18 protein-coding genes are annotated in these 16,892 nt (G+C 60.4%); 16 read left to right on the top strand and 2 right to left on the bottom strand.

Annotation, left to right across the window (positions count from 1 at the left end):
• The first annotated feature begins 2 nt into the window (after positions 1-2).
• Positions 3-1,232 (top strand): hypothetical protein, encoded by a 1,230-nt coding sequence (locus CXY70_RS01185; protein ID WP_146066019.1) that lies wholly within the window; start codon positions 3-5, stop codon positions 1,230-1,232.
• A gap of 211 nt (positions 1,233-1,443) precedes the next feature.
• Here the strand turns inward: CXY70_RS01185 and CXY70_RS01180 are convergent, their stop codons facing one another.
• Together CXY70_RS01180 and CXY70_RS01175 are read right to left on the bottom strand one after the other, a co-directional pair.
• Positions 1,444-2,301 carry an N-acyl homoserine lactonase family protein gene (locus tag CXY70_RS01180; protein WP_104190574.1) on the bottom strand — a complete coding sequence of 286 codons (858 nt, stop codon included), beginning with the start codon at positions 2,299-2,301 and terminating at the stop codon, positions 1,444-1,446.
• A gap of 4 nt (positions 2,302-2,305) precedes the next feature.
• On the bottom strand, positions 2,306-3,805 hold the full coding sequence (locus tag CXY70_RS01175; RefSeq protein ID WP_104190573.1) for an aldehyde dehydrogenase: 1,500 nt from the start codon (positions 3,803-3,805) through the stop codon (positions 2,306-2,308).
• Between the two features lie 68 nt (positions 3,806-3,873).
• On the opposite strand from CXY70_RS01175, the gene CXY70_RS01170 reads away from it, so the two are divergent.
• The 15 genes from CXY70_RS01170 (at position 3,874) to CXY70_RS01105 (ending at position 16,733) form a co-directional block, all read left to right on the top strand.
• The gene (locus CXY70_RS01170; protein ID WP_104190572.1) at positions 3,874-4,821 is read left to right on the top strand and encodes an NAD(P)-dependent oxidoreductase; all 948 of its coding nucleotides are present in this window, start codon (positions 3,874-3,876) and stop codon (positions 4,819-4,821) included.
• Positions 4,822-4,832: 11 nt separating this feature from the next.
• Complete coding sequence (locus CXY70_RS01165; protein ID WP_104190571.1) at positions 4,833-5,591, top strand: GntR family transcriptional regulator; 759 nt, start codon at positions 4,833-4,835, stop codon at positions 5,589-5,591.
• 284 nt (positions 5,592-5,875) lie between these two features.
• Entirely contained in the window at positions 5,876-7,090 is a 1,215-nt protein-coding gene (locus CXY70_RS01160; RefSeq protein WP_104190570.1) for an ABC transporter substrate-binding protein, read from the top strand.
• 34 nt (positions 7,091-7,124) lie between these two features.
• A complete protein-coding gene (locus CXY70_RS01155) occupies positions 7,125-8,021 on the top strand; it encodes a branched-chain amino acid ABC transporter permease (RefSeq protein ID WP_104190569.1) in 897 nt (298 codons plus the stop codon).
• Between the two features lie 104 nt (positions 8,022-8,125).
• Positions 8,126-9,076, top strand: coding sequence for a branched-chain amino acid ABC transporter permease (locus CXY70_RS01150; RefSeq protein ID WP_233205662.1), 951 nt, complete (start codon positions 8,126-8,128; stop codon positions 9,074-9,076).
• Positions 9,073-9,846 carry an ABC transporter ATP-binding protein gene (locus CXY70_RS01145; RefSeq protein WP_104190567.1) on the top strand — a complete coding sequence of 258 codons (774 nt, stop codon included), beginning with the start codon at positions 9,073-9,075 and terminating at the stop codon, positions 9,844-9,846. The genes CXY70_RS01150 and CXY70_RS01145 overlap by 4 nt, the downstream gene beginning before the upstream one ends.
• Positions 9,833-10,663: an ABC transporter ATP-binding protein gene (locus CXY70_RS01140; RefSeq protein WP_199183326.1), complete on the top strand. Its 831-nt coding sequence runs from the start codon at positions 9,833-9,835 to the stop codon at positions 10,661-10,663. Before CXY70_RS01145 ends, CXY70_RS01140 begins: the two co-directional genes overlap by 14 nt.
• Before the next feature lie 98 nt (positions 10,664-10,761).
• Entirely contained in the window at positions 10,762-11,937 is a 1,176-nt protein-coding gene (locus CXY70_RS01135) for an alpha/beta fold hydrolase (RefSeq protein WP_199183325.1), read from the top strand.
• Between the two features lie 61 nt (positions 11,938-11,998).
• On the top strand, positions 11,999-12,985 hold the full coding sequence (locus tag CXY70_RS01130) for an NAD(P)-dependent oxidoreductase (RefSeq protein ID WP_233205661.1): 987 nt from the start codon (positions 11,999-12,001) through the stop codon (positions 12,983-12,985).
• Positions 12,975-14,489: an FAD-dependent tricarballylate dehydrogenase TcuA gene (gene tcuA / locus CXY70_RS01125; protein WP_233205660.1), complete on the top strand. Its 1,515-nt coding sequence runs from the start codon at positions 12,975-12,977 to the stop codon at positions 14,487-14,489. Before CXY70_RS01130 ends, tcuA begins: the two co-directional genes overlap by 11 nt.
• An 81-nt stretch (positions 14,490-14,570) precedes the next feature.
• A complete protein-coding gene (locus tag CXY70_RS01120) occupies positions 14,571-14,801 on the top strand; it encodes an ATP-binding protein (RefSeq protein WP_104190565.1) in 231 nt (76 codons plus the stop codon).
• A 428-nt stretch (positions 14,802-15,229) separates the two neighbouring features.
• Complete coding sequence (locus tag CXY70_RS01115) at positions 15,230-15,430, top strand: hypothetical protein (RefSeq protein WP_104190564.1); 201 nt, start codon at positions 15,230-15,232, stop codon at positions 15,428-15,430.
• On the top strand, positions 15,399-15,632 hold the full coding sequence (locus CXY70_RS17675; RefSeq protein ID WP_158250868.1) for a hypothetical protein: 234 nt from the start codon (positions 15,399-15,401) through the stop codon (positions 15,630-15,632). The genes CXY70_RS01115 and CXY70_RS17675 overlap by 32 nt, the downstream gene beginning before the upstream one ends.
• A gap of 49 nt (positions 15,633-15,681) precedes the next feature.
• The gene (locus tag CXY70_RS01110) at positions 15,682-16,260 is read left to right on the top strand and encodes an RNA polymerase subunit sigma-70 (protein ID WP_104190563.1); all 579 of its coding nucleotides are present in this window, start codon (positions 15,682-15,684) and stop codon (positions 16,258-16,260) included.
• Positions 16,261-16,433: 173 nt separating this feature from the next.
• Complete coding sequence (locus CXY70_RS01105) at positions 16,434-16,733, top strand: hypothetical protein (RefSeq protein ID WP_146066018.1); 300 nt, start codon at positions 16,434-16,436, stop codon at positions 16,731-16,733.
• Positions 16,734-16,892 lie beyond the last annotated feature (159 nt).

Here is a 16,892-nt window from a genome sequence, read left to right as displayed (position 1 = left end):
TCATGAACGACCCCTCTGAAGAAAATGCCGCGCCGAGGAAAGCGCCGGTGATGCATCCGTCTGTTGATGACGAGGCCGAGAAGCGGCATCAGTATGTGGCGGCGCACCGCGACCGGATCCGCGAGATGAATCGACTCTGGCGGTCGGAACACCTGGACCGAGCCCGGCAGCTCAATCGCGACTCGATGCGTCGGGCTACGGCCCGCCGGCACCGCGCGGCCGAGGTGCGTGAGCGGGGGCGGGAGCGTGCCAAACGCTGGCGCGAAGCGCACCCGGAGCGCAGGCGCGAGTACCAACAGCGGTGGGTGGCCGAGAATCGCGAGAAGGTGCGCGAGTACTCCAACCGCTACTACGAGGCCCATCGCGATGAGGTGAACGCGCGGGCCGCTGCCAGGCGGGATGCCGACCCCGAGCGCACGAAGCAGATCACTCGCGACTGGGCCGAGCGCAACAAAGAGCGCCGGGCTGAGCTACAGCGCAACCGGCGCAGCGACCCCGGGGTCTACCAATCGGAGCTGGAGGCCAACGCCGCAGCGCGACGTCTCAAGCGCAGCCTCAGTCGGGCCGGCCTTCCGCCGAAGCGTGTTCACCCTGCGACCGCGGCCGAGCGCCGGGCCAATGAGCGCGAGGCCGACGCGTATTTCAATGACCCAACGCGGCCCGAGCATCTTCGGCAGTTCACTGTGTTTACCGAATCGCTCACCGAGCACATGGTCAAAAACGGCGCCCGCATGCGCGAGTTCGCCGAGGCCTACGTGGCGGCCAGGGCACGTATGGGGCTGCCGCTCGTGTCGGTGGAGGACATCGTCTATGCACGCGCGTCCGAGATAGTCGCAGAGCGGATGAGCCGGGTTGACCTGCTGACCGGCCGCGACGTCGCCGCAGGCGTGCGGAGCACAAAGGCCGCGGTCGGGCGCGAAGAGCATCGGCGGCAGTTTGAGAATCTTGTGAAGATGATTGTGAACGATGTGGGCAGCAATCGAGAGCGGTATCACTCCGACGCGGAATTTGAGAATAGAGCGAGGGTGAACCGCGGATTGGCGCGTGTGCCTGTAGAGTCGCTGATCGTGCAGTTCGCCTTGCAGAAAGTCCTTCAGCGTGTGCCTAGGAATATGCTCACGGCCGACGATGCCTGGGAGGCTGCCCGCATCGCCAAACTTCACATTGCAGCGTCCGCTCACAAGCCAGAGCCGACGGTCGACGATCGGATTCGCCGACGGTCGTTCAGGTAGGTGATTTGGGCGTCGCCGCTTGCTTTCACAGGAAAAGAAGAGTCAGGAAAGCCGGGCCAATTCACTCTGTCAGGATGGCGCGAAGCTTCAGCGATGCGAGCATAACAGCCTCGCGCGTTAGGTCTCACGTGCGGGCATGTTCCGGCTCGGCCCTCTTGGAGTTGTCAGGGTCGACCTGAGGTTTACTTTACGGACTGCTGCGCGGTCGGTATTACGCGATACGCCAAAGCCGACCGGCAACAGTAGGATCATCCGCGAGCGCGATCGGGAACAGGTCCTTTACCGCGGGGTCGTGGCCAGGTAATAGGATCCCGGATCCTCCATCGGCACGCAGGGCCAGCTGTCCCAGCCTATCGAAAGCATCGAACATCGTAGGCACGGTATGCGCGATGGAGAAGGGACGCCTGGCTCCTTCATTCTCATAAAAGTGGCTTGAGTCGGAAGCGATTACCACGACCTCGCCGGAGGGGAGGGCGACGCGAACCACCTGGGTGCCCGCCGTGTGACCTCCGACGAGGTGTGCGCTAACCCCCGGGGCGATCCACGCGTCACCGTCGTAGAGGTCGACGCCCCCAGCGAAGTTGGACCTCACAATAGTCACAACGTCTTCCTCGTCCACGATGTCGCGGTACATCTGCTGTTTCGCGTGGGGTCCGGTCCAGAAAGCGAGTTCCTTCTGTTGCAGGTGGATGCGGGCACCCGATAGCGCGGGCAGGTAACCCGTGTGATCATAATGGGCATGGGAGACGACGACACTCGGGATGCTTTCCAGCGGGTATCCCAGTTTGTCGGCCACTTCGAGTGGCGAGCCGAGGTGTTCGCGGCCGTGGCGGGCCAGAGCAGTCTCGGGCGTGAATCCGGCATCGACCAGGATCGCTGCGCCCGGCCCGGCAATCAGCCAAACGAAGTAGTCGATTGGCATTAAATTGTCACCGCAGTCGTCATGCCCATAGAAGTGCTCGCGGCGGAGCGCGGTGGGCCGGGTGGCATAGCGGATCGCGTAGACGGCGGATGGACGCCACTCACGATTGATGACGCTTCGGTAAGAAGGCGGAATGGTGTCGTGCATCGGTTCAACCCCTCGCGTAATGCGTAACTATAGACTTTAGCTGCGTGTAGCCGTGGAGAGCCTCGAACCCTTTCTCCCGGCCGTGGCCGGAATGCTTTACGCCGCCGAAAGGGATCTCTGCTCCTGCACCGATGAAACCATTAATCTGCACCTGTCCCGCGTCCAGCGCCTGAGCCATCCTTGTCGCGACGGTGATGTCGGACGTGAAGACTGCGGCCGCCAACCCGTAGTCAGTGCCGTTAGCGATGCGCACGGCCTCATCTTCGTCATCGAACACGATCACGCACTGTACGGGCCCAAACACTTCGGCGCTCGCCACGGTCATTGAGGGGGTAACGCCGCCGAGCACGGTGGGGGCCGCGAAGAATCCCTGTTCCAGACCGGGCGCATGAGGCGCGGTGACTCCTCCGGTAAGCAGGGTCGCTCCCTGCTGGACGGCTTCTTCGACGAGCGCGAACACTCTCTGGCGCTGTGTCTCGGAGATCAGTGGACCCACCTCGAGGTCGTCGATGCCCGGTCCGACTCTGAGCTTCTCGACGCTGTGCACTAGCAGGCGGGTGAATTCTTCCGCGATGTCGCGGTGCACGATGAACCTGGTAAGCGCAGAGCACGATTGGCCCGAATTGCGGATGAGCGCGCCGGTGGCTGTTTTTACGGCGGCGGTTAAGTCGGCATCGGGAAAAACGATGGCTGCCGATTTACCTCCGAGCTCGAGGTTGGTGGCTACAACGTTGCGAGCGCACGCCGTCGAGACGGCGATGCCAGTCCTTACCGAGCCCGTAAAAGTGAGGTGGTCGATTCGCGGATGGCTGGCGAGAGCTGCACCGGCGGTTATGCCGTCGCCTGGCACGACGTTGAACACTCCGGCCGGGAGCACATCGCGCAGTATTTCGGCGAGAAGAAGCGAGGAGAGCGGGGCAAGTTCGGAAGGCTTCACCACCACGGTGTTGCCGACCGCCAGCGAGGGGGCTACGCCCCGGGCGAGTTGACTGATCGGCGCGTTCCACGGTGTGATGTGGGCGACGACGCCGTATGGCTCTCGCTGAGTCATGACGAGCATTCCCTCGGAGGTGGGGATGCTGTCTCCGAAGAAGTGCTCAGCGGCGTGGGCGTAGTAGCGAAAGTAGCGCTCCGCTATGCGCACATCGCTGACCGACTGGTTCAGGGGTTTGCCCGTATCGAGGGTTTCGATTTCTGCCAGTGAAGAAGCGTGCATCTTGATGGCGTCTGCAACGGCTTCAAGCTGTGCTGCGCGCGCGGACGTGCTTTGTCGAGCCCAGCTGGGGAACGCCAACCGAGCCGCATCGATCGCCAGTCCCACGGTTTCGGCGGTCGAATCTGAAATTTCTGCGAGGCGGTCGCCAGTAGCTGGGTCGAGAACTTCGCGCCTGACGCCGGTCGTCGCAAGCCAAGCCCCGCCGATCATCGCGCCGTGCGGCACTAATATGTCGCCGCTCGGTAGAGATACGAAAGAGCCGGACGCTTTGTTGTGTGCACGTTGCATGCAATTAGTGTACGGTGAATGCTCATGAAGCGCAATCAGTGCTTCACCATGAATTGAGGAAGAGTTTCATGTCTGATGAAGTAGTGGCGCCCCCTTCCAGCAAACGTGACCAGGTCGGGAGCACGCCCATTGGCGTGATCGGCCTTGGAAATATGGGCCTCGCGGTCGCCGAGCGTCTCAACGGTCGCTTCACCGTGTTGGGGAGCGACCTCTCGTCCGATCGACAGGCAGAGGCTCGCACCGCAGGCATTGAGGTGGTTGACGCCAAAGAACTCACGGCCCGATGCGCGACAGTGGTGCTTTCGCTGCCACATCCAAGCGCCTCGCTCGCGGTTGCGACTGGCATCGCGCGTGAATCCGGGATCGTGACCAGAGTGGTCGAGACCAGCACGGTCACGCCGAAGGATATCTTGACTACAAAGGCAGCGCTGGCGGTCGGCGGCGTTGAACTGATCGACGCAGCCATCCTTTCGGGCGTGGCGCAGATGCGCGCCGGCACGGCGGGCCTCGTGATCGCGGGAGATTCCGCGCACATCACTTTCCTGCAGCCCTTGTTCGATGCGCTCACGGTCGAGCAGACCGTGCTCGGTGATTCCGGCACAGCAATGGCCGCGAAGGTCATTAACAATGCAGTCGCTCACGTCGTGATGGTGCTCCTGAGCGAGGCGGTCGCCATGGCAAAGGCCACCGGACTCGATCCTCAAATCTTGGTCGATATTCTTTCCACGCCCAGCGGAGGCCTCATGCGTCCTTTGACGCACCGCATTGGCGAGCGGGTGTTCTCGGGCCACTACGACGGCGGGATGTCCCTCCAAGCGGCCCTCAAAGACTCGGTACTCGCCCAACAGCTGGCCCAAAACGAAGGCATTCCGATCTTCACCATCCCCGCGGCACACAGCGTATTCGAGATGGCTATGGCGGAGGGCTGGGCACGCGAGGACTACGCGGCCTTAACGAAATTGTGGGAGAATTGGTCAGGCCGCTCGTTCATGCAGGCACGCATAGAGGGCGAGTAGAGGCGGGAACGATGGAAGCGAACGACGAGGTGAGTGTAGAGCCGCCATCCCTGTCTTCCTATAGGTTCGCTCGGGGCGGGCGAGGCAATGCGGTTGCCGACACAACGAGGGCGCTTCGAGAGGCCATACTCGATGGGGTGCTCGCGCCCAATGAGTGGTTACGTGAAGAGTCTGTCAGGGAGGTGCTTGGCGTGTCCCGCACTCCGGTGCGAGAGGCGCTCAATCGACTCGAAGAAGAAGGCTTGATTCACCGCACGCCCGGTCAAGGGGCACGCGTCACCACGCTCACCATCGAGGACATGTTGGTGGTCTACAACGTACGCGGTAGTCTCGAGAGCCTAACCGCGCGGATGGCAGCCGAAAACGCCCCTCGGCCTGAGAAAATTGCCCTCGAAACGCTGCACAGAGCCATGGCCGTGGCAGCCGATCGGGGCGACCCGGTGGAATTTTCACGGATTAACATCGGATTTCATGCCGCCCTCACTGCCATGGCCGACAACGCTTACCTCGACCGACTGTTGAGTACTGTCGAGACGGCCATTCGCCGCTTCGGCACCCGAAGCTTCAGCGCCGAGCGGATGGCGCACATCGTGCTCGAACACGAGGCCATAGTGAGTGCCGTAATCGACGCCGACGGTGCCCGTGCTGCGCAGGCGGCACTTGATCACGCCGAATTTGCCCGCACATCTACCCTCGATCGCTTCCTCGCGCGCACGGCCACTCTCAATCAGCTTCTGGCCCTGCCTCGAACTCGAGAGAAGCACCCTTAATAACCAGGATCTAGTCGTTATGCCCCACTGCGTTGATTTCCAATCGCGGTGAGGCGTTTATGAAATTGGAGCCGTTATGCGGTTCCGATGATGACGGCGTTATGGGGAAGAATGGTGCATTTCGACAAGAGGATCTCTCAATCCCGCTCAAAGTTGAGTGCCCGATGACGTTTGAACTGACGCCTTAACACTCTTAACCGCCATTGGTCCATTAGGTGATTGACACCCCTGCACGACTCTGGGATACTAATTGCATACAACGCTGTATACAAGGGAGCATACACATGCACATTCTGCAAAAATCCGCCGTAGCTTTGGCCGCGACATGTCTTTTGTTGTCTACGGCTGGATGCGCTGTCGCTGGTACTTCAGGAAATTCGAGTGGCAGTGAGGCCTCTATTGATGGACCCATCAAAATTGGATACATCGGGGCGCTAAGTGGTGGATCCGCGTATATGGGTGAACCTGGTGGAAACGGTATGAGCTTGGCAGTCAGCGAGATAAACGAGGCTGGAGGCATTGCCGGCCGCCAGCTAGAACTTATCGCGATCGATGACAAGGCTGACCCGGCGACATCAGCGACGGCCGCGCAAAAGCTCGTGTCTGAGGACGGCGTAGTAGCAGTAATTGGTGGTCCAAACTCCGGAACTGTCAAAGCTAACAACGTAATCATTGCTGGCGCGGGCGTTCCGCAGCTGATCGCTATAGGTAGCGAAGACACCCTCATTGATCCGAGCAACGAGAATTTTGGGCTGACATTTCGGACCACGGAAAACAACTCTTATGACGTGGGTGCGATTGCCAGTCTCTTTGAGAGCGAAGGATACAGATCTATTTGTATACTCGCCGACACTACTGCTTACGGCGAGGGTGGCATCGCAAGCATTAAAAGGGTTTTCGGGGCTCGAGGCCTGGAGATTCACTCGGTGCAGCAACACCCTGTAAACGCTACTGATCTCACCTCCCAGACCCTTAGCTTGCGTGATGCCGGCTGTGACTCCATTTACCTATTTAGCCTTGCCCCTGATGGCGCCCTCTTCTTCAAGACCATGCAGCAGATAGGTTGGGACGTGCCCGTGGTCGGCGGTCGCGGTCTGGCCGGTGCCTCGTTCATCTCGCTCGGGGGAACAGCGGCCGAAGGCCTTATCGTGCCCGGTGTGGTCGACCCAAACAAGGCAGAGGGTGCTGCATTTATCAAGGCCTATGACACTAAATACGGTGCTGAAGGTGATCCGACTCATTCGTATTCAGCTCTGGGTTACGACTCGATTCAGCTCCTTGCGGCAGCACTTGAATCCACAGGTGGCGCAGGAGGAGACAAACTAGCAAAGGCCCTGGAAGCCACCAAGCTCACAGATGGCGCAACAGGCAAAAAGGGCTCATCGCTCTCTTTCAACGGCGATAAGCACGAGGCTCCGAGTGAGAACTACGTAGTTTTCTATGAACTTCGTGACGGCACCTACCAGTTCTTGACGAGCGACGTCGAGTCGGGCCAGTAGCAGTTAGCTTAGGTGAGAAAAAGAAGGTATCCATATGGAAACTGCACTCCAACTTCTGCTCGCAGGGGTAGCCACGGGAAGTATCTATGGCCTCATCGCCTTGGGCTTCCTCGTGATCCATCACGCCACCGGCATAGTCAACTTCGCCCAAGGCCAGATGTTGATGATCGGAACGGTGTCAAGCTACATTATTCTCAGCCAGCTGGGTATTGGCTATCTCCTAGCTGTTCCTTTGATCGTGATCATCGGAATAGTACTTTCGCTCGCGTTCAATAATGTGCTCGTCAAACCGCTCGTGCGGCGCAACGCTCCGGTTTACAGTGTTGTTGTGGGTACCATCGCCGTCGGGTTGCTTCTCGAAGAAGGAGCAGCCCTTATCGTCGGAGATCAGATGCATGGGGTCCCGCCCGTTATGCCGAATGTCCCCATTCAGGTTGGTTCGCTGACCGTCCTACCTCAAACCGTAATTACGGTCGTTGTCGCCTGGGCTATAGTCGGCGCCATCTGGTTGTTCTTCAACCGCACGATCACAGGTGTCTCTTTGCGCGCTGTCGGCATTAATCGCACGGGAGCGGCCGTGAGCGGTATCTCCGTTCCGCGCCTCATAGCCATAGCGTTCGGCATCAGCATTGTTGTTACAGTCATTGCGGGAATGCTGATCGCACCGACGCTAGGAGCTGGGCCCCACCTCGGGTTCGACATTGGGGTGAAAGCGTTCGCAGCGGCAATTCTTGGTGGTTTTGACAGTGTCTATCGAGGAATGATTGCAGGAGTGTTCATTGGGGTGTTGGAAATATTCACCGCATACTACGTTTCCAGCGCTTTTGCACCAACGATCGCCTACGCGGTGTTGTTGCTCGCGTTGTGCTTGCAGCCCCTGCGTTCAGGCGCTGTACGCATGCCGCGCCGTCGAAAGCAGCAGCTCGCATGAGCGCCGTGAATATGCTCATGTCACGCTATGTTTCTCGCGCTCCGACCGTGGGTGGGCGAAAGGGTCGGCGATTAGTGTGGGTCGAGATTCTGCTGAGCATCGCAGTGGTTGTGCTGCCCGGATTGCTGACCAGCGCTTACCAGGTTCGGATGCTGGAGAATATCGCGATCTTTTCTCTGCTGGCGATCGGGCTCAACCTCGCCTTTGGGTTTACCGGGCAGATTTCCCTCGGGCACGCTGCCTTCTATGCGGTGGGTGCTTACGGATCGGCCATTCTCGAAACTCGGTTCGGTTTACCAGCGATGATCGCATGGCCAGCTGCCGTGGCTCTCGGGATGCTGCTGGCGCTATTGATTAGCCTTCCCGTTATGCGGCTAAGTGGCCATTATTTAGCCATGGCCACTCTGGCATTCGGTTTGATTGTCGAGAAGTTACTTTCGCAGGGGGGCGCGGTGACTGGCGGTCATGACGGGATCATTATTCCCGTTTCGCAGGTCATGGGGCAAGCGCTGCAAGATCGCTTCGTTTACGTCATTGTTATCGTCGCTGTGCTCGCCTACTGGCTATTGCGTAACGTGACCCAATCCTCGGTTGGGCGTTCACTTCGAGCGCTTCGGGACGATCCAGACGGTGCGGCATCTCTTGGCATTCCTGTGGCTCGATATCGCACGATGTCGGTCGTGGTTGCCGGGGGGCTGGCCGCAGTCGCCGGAATCTTTTATGCGCACGTTGCGCAGGTCATTACCCCCGAGGTCTTCGCGGTTGATACGTCCATTCAAATTTTGATGATGGTCATCATCGGAGGTATGGGTCACCGGCTGGGCGGTGTACTCGGCGCCGCTGCCGTGCTCATTATTCCAGAGCTTCTCTACGGCCTCGACGAGTACCGCAACATCACTTTTGCGGCCCTCGTTCTCGGTGTTCTCATCTTTTTGCCGCGTGGAATCGCTGGATTGCCTGAGGCAATTCGGTGGTTGTACCGCCGTCTACCCGGTGACCATCGTCGGGGTGCGAACGGCACCCTTGGTAGCAGCCGCCCGGAGGTCAAATCATGAGGCTAGAGGTTCACACTGTCTCGAAGAGGTTCGGCGGACTGCATGCTCTAGACGATGTCTCGTTCACCGCTAAATCGGGAGAACTGACGGCGTTGATCGGGCCCAACGGTGCGGGCAAAACCACCATGTTCAACTGCATCTCAGGTTCGTACCCGCTTACGGCCGGAGAAGTTCGACTCGGCGGCACATTGTTGACCGGAATGCGGCCGGCGCAAGTATTGACGCATGGCCTGGCTCGTACCTTTCAGCTGGTGCGGCCTTTTGAGGGGCTGACCGTGCTCGAGACGGTTATGACGAGCGGGCACTGGCGCAGCGGCCAGACCTTCTGGGGCGCGATGCTCCCCACGCCAGCGGGATTCCGAAGCGAAAAGCGGCTGCGTACCGAGGCGATGCAGACTCTGGCAGCACTGGGTGTGGATCATCTGGCCGATCAACACGTGCATCAGCTGCCCTATGGGCAGCAACGGCTCGTCGAGATCGCTAAGGTTCTAGCGACTGGGGCCGATACGCTGCTTCTCGATGAACCGGCCGCTGGTCTTCACGCCACGGAGCTCGAGGCGCTCTCAGGTGTTCTCATCGACATTCGACGGGCTGGGCGGACCATTCTCATGGTGGAGCACAACATGGCTTTTCTCATGAGCCTTGCCGATCGCGTCGTCGTATTGGACTTCGGTCGCAAACTCGCCGAAGGCACACCGGAAGAAGTGAACGCGAATCAAGATGTGATCGACGCCTATCTAGGTAAGGGGACTGACAATGCTAAAAGTTGATGGGGCTCATGCCGGCTACGGCGAAGGTCCAGACGTGCTCGGTGACGTGTCTATTGAGGTCAATGCCGGCGAAGTTGTTGCATTGGTCGGTTTAAATGGTGCAGGCAAGTCAACTGTCGTCAAGATTGTTGGGGGGTTGCTGCCCACAAGACAAGGCACCGTAACCTTCCTCGATAACGATATTACTCAGCTGAAAGCCGACGAACGGGTGCGCCGCGGACTCGCGCTCGTGCCGGAGGGTCGTCAGCTTTTTTCTTCGATGACGGTTGCCGAAACGCTTCGTTTGGGGACGGTGCCGCTGCTACGGGCGGACCGAAAGCGACAGGCGGCAGGGGCATACGAGAAAGTCTTTAGCCTCTTTCCCCGGCTCGCCGATCGACGAGCCCAGTCGGCCGGAACGTTGAGCGGAGGCGAACAACAGATGCTGGCCATCGCGCGTGCGCTCATGTCATCGCCTCGGCTACTCGTGCTTGACGAGCCGTCGCTCGGTCTCGCGCCACAGCTCGTGGACCAAATTTTCACTGTGCTTCGAGGGCTGAACAATAATGGCCTGGCAATCTTGCTGATCGAACAGAATGCCACCATCGCGCTGGAAGTAAGCAGCCGGGCCTATGAACTCACCCTTGGCCGGGCGTCGGCCTCAATTGCCAGCTCCGAGATGCGTGCGTCCGGAGTGATGCCGCAAATTGCTGCCGCCAACGACAGCGTCTCCTCCGAGATGAGCGCGCCGGTGCCGGGGGACGCTTCAATTCGCCGTCCGGGGCTTCCTGAGTACAGCGGTGTTCCGTCGCTGGTTCGTGGCGGTGATCGTCCGTGACGGGGCGCAAACTGCAGCCCCGCAGGAACTGGCGAGAATTCGTTGCAGCGTGGGGGACAGTCGCTCACGGTGATGGCGACCTGATCAGGCTAATTGGTGTGGCGCAGGTGACCTTTGCTATCGCTTACGGTGCCGAGACGGTCGTGTTCACTGCGGCAAACGGCAAACTAGATGTAAGCGAGGGTGAGCCCGCATTCACGTTGAAGGCGGAGGAAGGCGACTGGGACTTTTTTCTTGAAAAGCTCCCCCCGCCCGCATACCAGAATTTCTTCGGAATGCTCATGCGGGTGGAGAGCGCCAGAGTCGAGGGTGACGAGCTCGCCTTCGTGCAGCACGTGCACATTGTTCGACGGATTCTTGAACTGGCCAGGGGCGTTGCCTCGGGTAGCCCAGACCGCGCACCCGCCGCCGTTGTCGATGCCGTAGCCGACGCGCGCTCTGGCTCTTACATCCCGATCGCGCTGGGGACTGGGACCACAACGATCTATGTCGAGCAAGCGGGTGCTGGCCAAGATGTACTGCTGCTGCACACGGCTGGCGCCGATTCGCGCCAATTTCGACACCTGATGAACGATGCGCGCATTACCGATCACTTTCGCCTCGTTGCGTTCGACCTTCCCGGTCACGGCCGCTCAGATCAGCTTGATGGTGTGCGGCCAGGCGCCCAGGCTTTGACTACAGACAGCTATATCGATTGCATTATGAGCGTCGTGCGCAGCCTGAAGTTGGCGCAGCCTATAGTTGTGGGTGCTTCGATGGCTGGCGCTATTTGCCTCGAACTCGCGTATCGCCACCCGGATGAAATCGGGGGAGTCGTACCGTGTGAGGCCAGTGAGAAGATCGAAGGACGTCAGGTTGCGTGGGCGCAGCATCCGTTGGTGAACCAGTCGTTATTTGTGCCCGAATGGGTCGACGGGCTGATGGCCCCGCACAGTCCAAAAAAGTACCGAGACGAAATCTGGTGGGGGTACTCCCAGGGTGGCTACGGCACCTTTTACGGCGACATTTTCTTTTACAGCGCAGAATGGGACGGGCGCGACCGTGTGGCGCACATCGATACCGCCCGGTGCCCGGTGGTGATGCTGACGGGAGAATACGACTACTCCTGCACCCCCGAAATGTCCCGTGCGACGGCGGAGAAGATTCCGGGAGCCGTCTTTTCGGTCATGACTGAGCTTGGGCATTTTCCCCATGCCGAAAACCCGCCACGATTTCGGGACTATCTGCTGCCGGCCCTGGCGCAGATCGTCAACGCCCCAAGGCAACTGTCGTGATCGACCTCGACACGACCACCTCAGACTCCTTGATGGCGGGAACCGAGCGATGAACTCACCGATGGATACCGATGGTGACCGGGGCAGCGCCCTACCAACCGACGGCGTTGTGGCGCTCTGCGGCCTGGGCAATATGGGAGCCGCAATAGCTTCCCGCCTCGTGCGCAGCTATCGCGTTATCGGCTTTGATCTCGATGCGGCGCGCCGAGAAGACGCCCGACGCATGGGAGTGCAGGTCGTCGACGAGGCAGCAGAGTTGGCGCAGGCATCCGTTGTCATACTTTCATTGCCGGTGCCCGCGATCTCCCTCAACGTGGTGACAGCCCTCGCGCCCGGGCTGAAACCCGGAAGCGTCATCGTGGAGACCAGCACCGTCAATCCGGCAGACATGGCGACGCTCGTCGGTGCTGCCGGCGAGAGCGCCGTGGTCGACGCCGCAATCTTGAGCGGCGTCGCTGGAATGAGCGCCGGTAATAGCACTCTCCTGACCGGTGGCGATGGCGAGGTGCTCGACCGGCTCGACGATATGTTCGGCACCATGAGCAGCCGCATCATTCGCATTGGGCCAAGTGGCAGCGCCATGGCCGCGAAGGTGATTAACAATGCGGTCGCTCATGCGGTTATGGTCGTTCTAGTTGAGGCCTCGACAATGGCCGTCAAATCGGGACTGCGAATCGAGCAGCTGGTAGACCTGCTGCGAGACCCGAACGCAGGGCTGATACGCCCCCTCACTCACCGGGTCGCCGATCGTGTAATGAACGCTGACTACGACGGTGGAATGCCCACCGAGGCCGCCAGGAAAGATTCAACACTCGCTCTGCAGCTGGCACAAAGTGTCGGAGTGCCGCTGTTTGCGATTCAAGGTGCACACACGGCCTATGAACTTGCCCTGGCGCAAGATCTCGGCCGGCTTGACTACGCCGCGATCGCGAAACTGTGGGAGCACTGGACGGGGGCGAGCCTGGTAGCGGGCGGTGGCCCCGTGACCAAAACCGAGAATGCCCAGAACATTGAAACCTCTGAAAGTGGTGTCGCTTATGAACAGTGAAAAAACGGAAATTGCCGAGCGCGCAGACGTGGTTATTGTCGGCGGGGGAAACGCCGGGTTCAGTGCGGCGCATGCGGCGATCGAGAACGGTGCTTCTGTTGTTCTGCTCGAGAAGACCAGCGAGGCGGCGGCCGGCGGTAACAGTTTTTATACGGCGGGCGCGTACCGGGTGATCTATGACGACATCCGCGATCTCTTGGATGTGCTCGACGACGATCTCACCGGCCAGCGGATAGCCAAAACGGTTGTCCCGCCCTACCCGGCCGAGGAATTCGCGGCCGACATGGTGAGAATAACGGACGGACGCTGCGATCGGCGCCTGACGGACACTCTGGTGTCGCGCTCGACCGACACCTTACGATGGTTGCATTCTAAAGGCATCCAGTTTCGGCTCATGTATGAACGTCAGTCTTTTGAGCGCGACGGCGGCTGGACTTTCTTCGGCAATCTTGTTGTCGGAACGGTAGACGGCGGTCGTGGTTTGATCGCTCAGCACACGAGCGCCGCTCGGGCATCCGGCGTCGACATTCGGTACCGCGCCACCATGACGTCTTTACTGCGCGGCCCCGACGGGGAGGTGGTCGGTGTGGAATACACCGATGCTCACGGTGAAAAAATAACGGTTCACGCTGCTAGCGTAGTGTTGGCCGCTGGCGGCTTTGAAGCAGATTCCGAGCGCCGAGAAAAATATTTGGGTCCAGGGTGGGGAAAGGCCCTCGTACGAGGAAACCCATCGAATACCGGAGAGGTGCTCGACATTGCGCTCGCTGCCGGTGCACAGCGATTTGGCGATTGGTCGTCGTGCCACAGCGTGGCGTGGGACGCGGGCGGGCCGCCGAACGGCGGCAATCGCGAACTCACGAACCAGATGACTCGGCAGAGCTATCCGCTGGGCATCGTGGTGAACGTCGAAGGAAACCGTTTCGTCGATGAGGGCGCCGACTACCGCAACTACACGTACGCGAAATATGGTCGAGAAATCCTGCGTCAGCCGCAGGGGATTGCCTTCCAGCTCTTCGACGCCACCACGCGACCGATGCTTCGTACCCAGGAGTACGACTCCGCCCCGATCACCTGTGAAACGGCGGACACTGTTGAAGAATTGGCGGCAAAGCTCAACATTAATGTGGCGGGCTTGAAGCAGACTGTCGATGAATTCAATGCGTCGATTGTCGAGATGCCATTCGATCCGGCGGTCAAAGACGGGCGGGCGGCTCGCGTGAGCCTCCCCAAGTCAAACTGGGCTTTAGCGTTGGAAACGGGGCCGTTTTACGGCTACGCGGTCTCATGCGGCATCACGTTCACCTTCGGCGGGGTCAAGATCAATGACAACGCACAAGCCGTTGATGACCACGATGTGCCTATCCCCGGCCTTTACGTGGCCGGCGAGATGGTGGGCGGGCTCTTTTCGGGCAACTATCCGGGCGGGAGTGGCCTTACCTCGGGGTCGGTTTTCGGCCGAATTGCCGGTACGAGTGCTGCGGAAGCGGTGAAGTCCCGATGACCACATTCGTGCTTCGCAGGATCCAGCCTCTTGTGGTGGGGCTATAACTGTCCGCCCCCGTGCAGAGCCAAGTATTTGCAGATGACCCGTGGCGAGCTATCCGTTTCGAAACCCCCTCCATTCCGGAGCGGCATGCTGCTGGGGCTGATGGAACGCCGCTACGGGGAGAACTCAACGGTGTTCTGCACGCAGTTTCAGCAGAAGGCCTGGCAACAGCGCCCCGGCTCGGGTGTTCACGCCGACGCGATCATGGACCGCATTAATCACAACACCGTCTGGGTTGATAGCGGCACCGACAACATGAGGAGGTAGCGGCCCTCACTATCGCCTAAGAATCGGGCGGAGAAAGCCAGCGGCCCACAGCCGCACCAACGCTGGCTCTCTTCGGCACGACCGGTGGCTCTGAACCGCACGACTTCGTGGCTCTGGAGGCATCAAATACTCATCTGAATATTGAGCTCTATGAGCTCCACCTGTGGCGCGGGTGAGCGTCGTCTCCCATGAGCTCGATTGGCGTGGTTGCGCCTCACCGCTGGTCTGCTCGAGCACCAGCGAAAAGACTCCTTCTCAACTTGGTGGTGGCCACCTTGTCGCTAGCCAGTGATATGGGACCACCCTGTTGACAGGAGTATGGGACCACCTGGAGCTGTCACCGAGCATCGCGACACCTCGATCCGTGTCAAGGGCGACACGCGGGACTGTAAATTATTTGGTGTAAATCCTGGAATGGAGATACGCAGATGATCGATGCAAGTGCAGACCTGATGGAGGTGGACGCCGTTGCGACGGTGAAGACGGATGACGTAGTTGATGGCCGGCTGGTCGGCCTGCTGACCGGCCGCGACGTCGCCGCGGCAGTGCGGAGTACGAAAGCCGAGGTTCGGCGTATCGAGCGGCAGCAGCAGTTCGATGGACTTGTTGTTGTACGTCTCCCGGGGTGACGATGAGGTCGTCACGGTGCGTGACGATGGGGCGTCGAGTGGTTCTCTACGTCGGCGGCGTCATCGTGACGAGCAGCGACGCTCGCGGACGAACGCGCGGGCCGGGATCGTCGCGTTGATTCTGGCCGGGCTGGCCGGCATGGTGACGGCGACCGCGAAACCCTCAACACGAGATGGCCCCTTCCCCGGTCTGGTGTGGTAATGAAGACTTACTGACATGACCTGGTGGCAGCAGAACGGAGCTGGACGCGATGTTCGTGGTTGCCTCGCCGGAGCACGCCTCGGCTCTGCTCGACGCGGGGAAGCTCGGCTGTCCCGGTGGCGCTGGCGCGTTGCGCCCGCACGGGTATGGCCGCATCCGCAGGGTGCGCAGCCTTGGCCACACACCCGTCACAGTGCGCCCGCGCCGTGCCCGTTGCTTCTCGTGCGCGGTCACCCACGTGCTCCTGCCCGCCGGACTGGTTCTGCGGTGGGCGGACACGGTCGAGGTGATCGGTACTGCCCTGGCGGCGAAGGCGCGCGGCGACGGGCGCCGCACGATCGCGGCCCGGCTGGACCGCCCGGCCTCCACGGTGCGCCGCTGGCTGTGCCGGGCACGGGGCCCTCACGCCGACTGGCTGTATGAACAGGGCGTGCAGCACGCGTACCGTGCCGATCCTGACATCCTGAACCACGACGTGATCTGGCCAACCGCGCTCGGCGACGCACTGAACCTCCTGGCCGGCGCGGCGCTGGCCTGTCAGCAGCGTTGGGACAGCCCGCTGCCGGTGTGGACGCTGATCGGCCTGTTCACCCGCGGCCGACTCCTGCCCCCACCCCTGCGAATCTGAAAACTCGCGCCGGGTTGTTTCCGCGCGCCCAAAAACCGCCGTCACCGTGACGACCACGACAATCCCCGCCGTCACCACTGACGATCACCACGTCACCGTGCCGACCACACCCCCAAACCCATCGTCAAACACGATGACGCCGCCATCGTCAAATAACGTGACGGACAACACTCGTGAAAACGGTCGTGGTGCAGGTGCACCGCAATAGTGCGCGGTACGGCGTCGATGCAGAGATGGAGAACCAGGCGAGGGCGCATCAGGGAAAGCCGCGTGCACCCACCGATTCCTTGGTCGCGATGCTCGCGATGCAAGAAGTACTTGGGGAGGTGCCCACGAGCCTGCCTACGATCGAGGATGCTCGGAGTGCTGCCCGCATCGTGAGTCTGCGGATTTCGATGTCCCGTACGACTCGTCCGAACGTGGTGGACAATTTGGTTCACCGACGGCTATTCCGGGAGCTGACCGGTGGATAAGTACATCGTATTCGGCACGACTCGGTACGCTGTGACAGAGTTACAGCGTGCTCTGGATGGATCCGACCAGCCACGAACTCCACGAGCGTTTGCACCGCGCATATACCTTGAGGCCGTTCCTTTTTCCATTTCTCGCGGAGAAATCCAGAGTGCGAGCCA

Origin of the sequence: Cryobacterium sp. Y82 (genome assembly GCF_002929495.1) — a bacterium.
GTDB lineage: Bacteria > Actinomycetota > Actinomycetes > Actinomycetales > Microbacteriaceae > Cryobacterium > Cryobacterium serini.
This window is presented reverse-complemented; position numbering and strand designations above follow the sequence as displayed.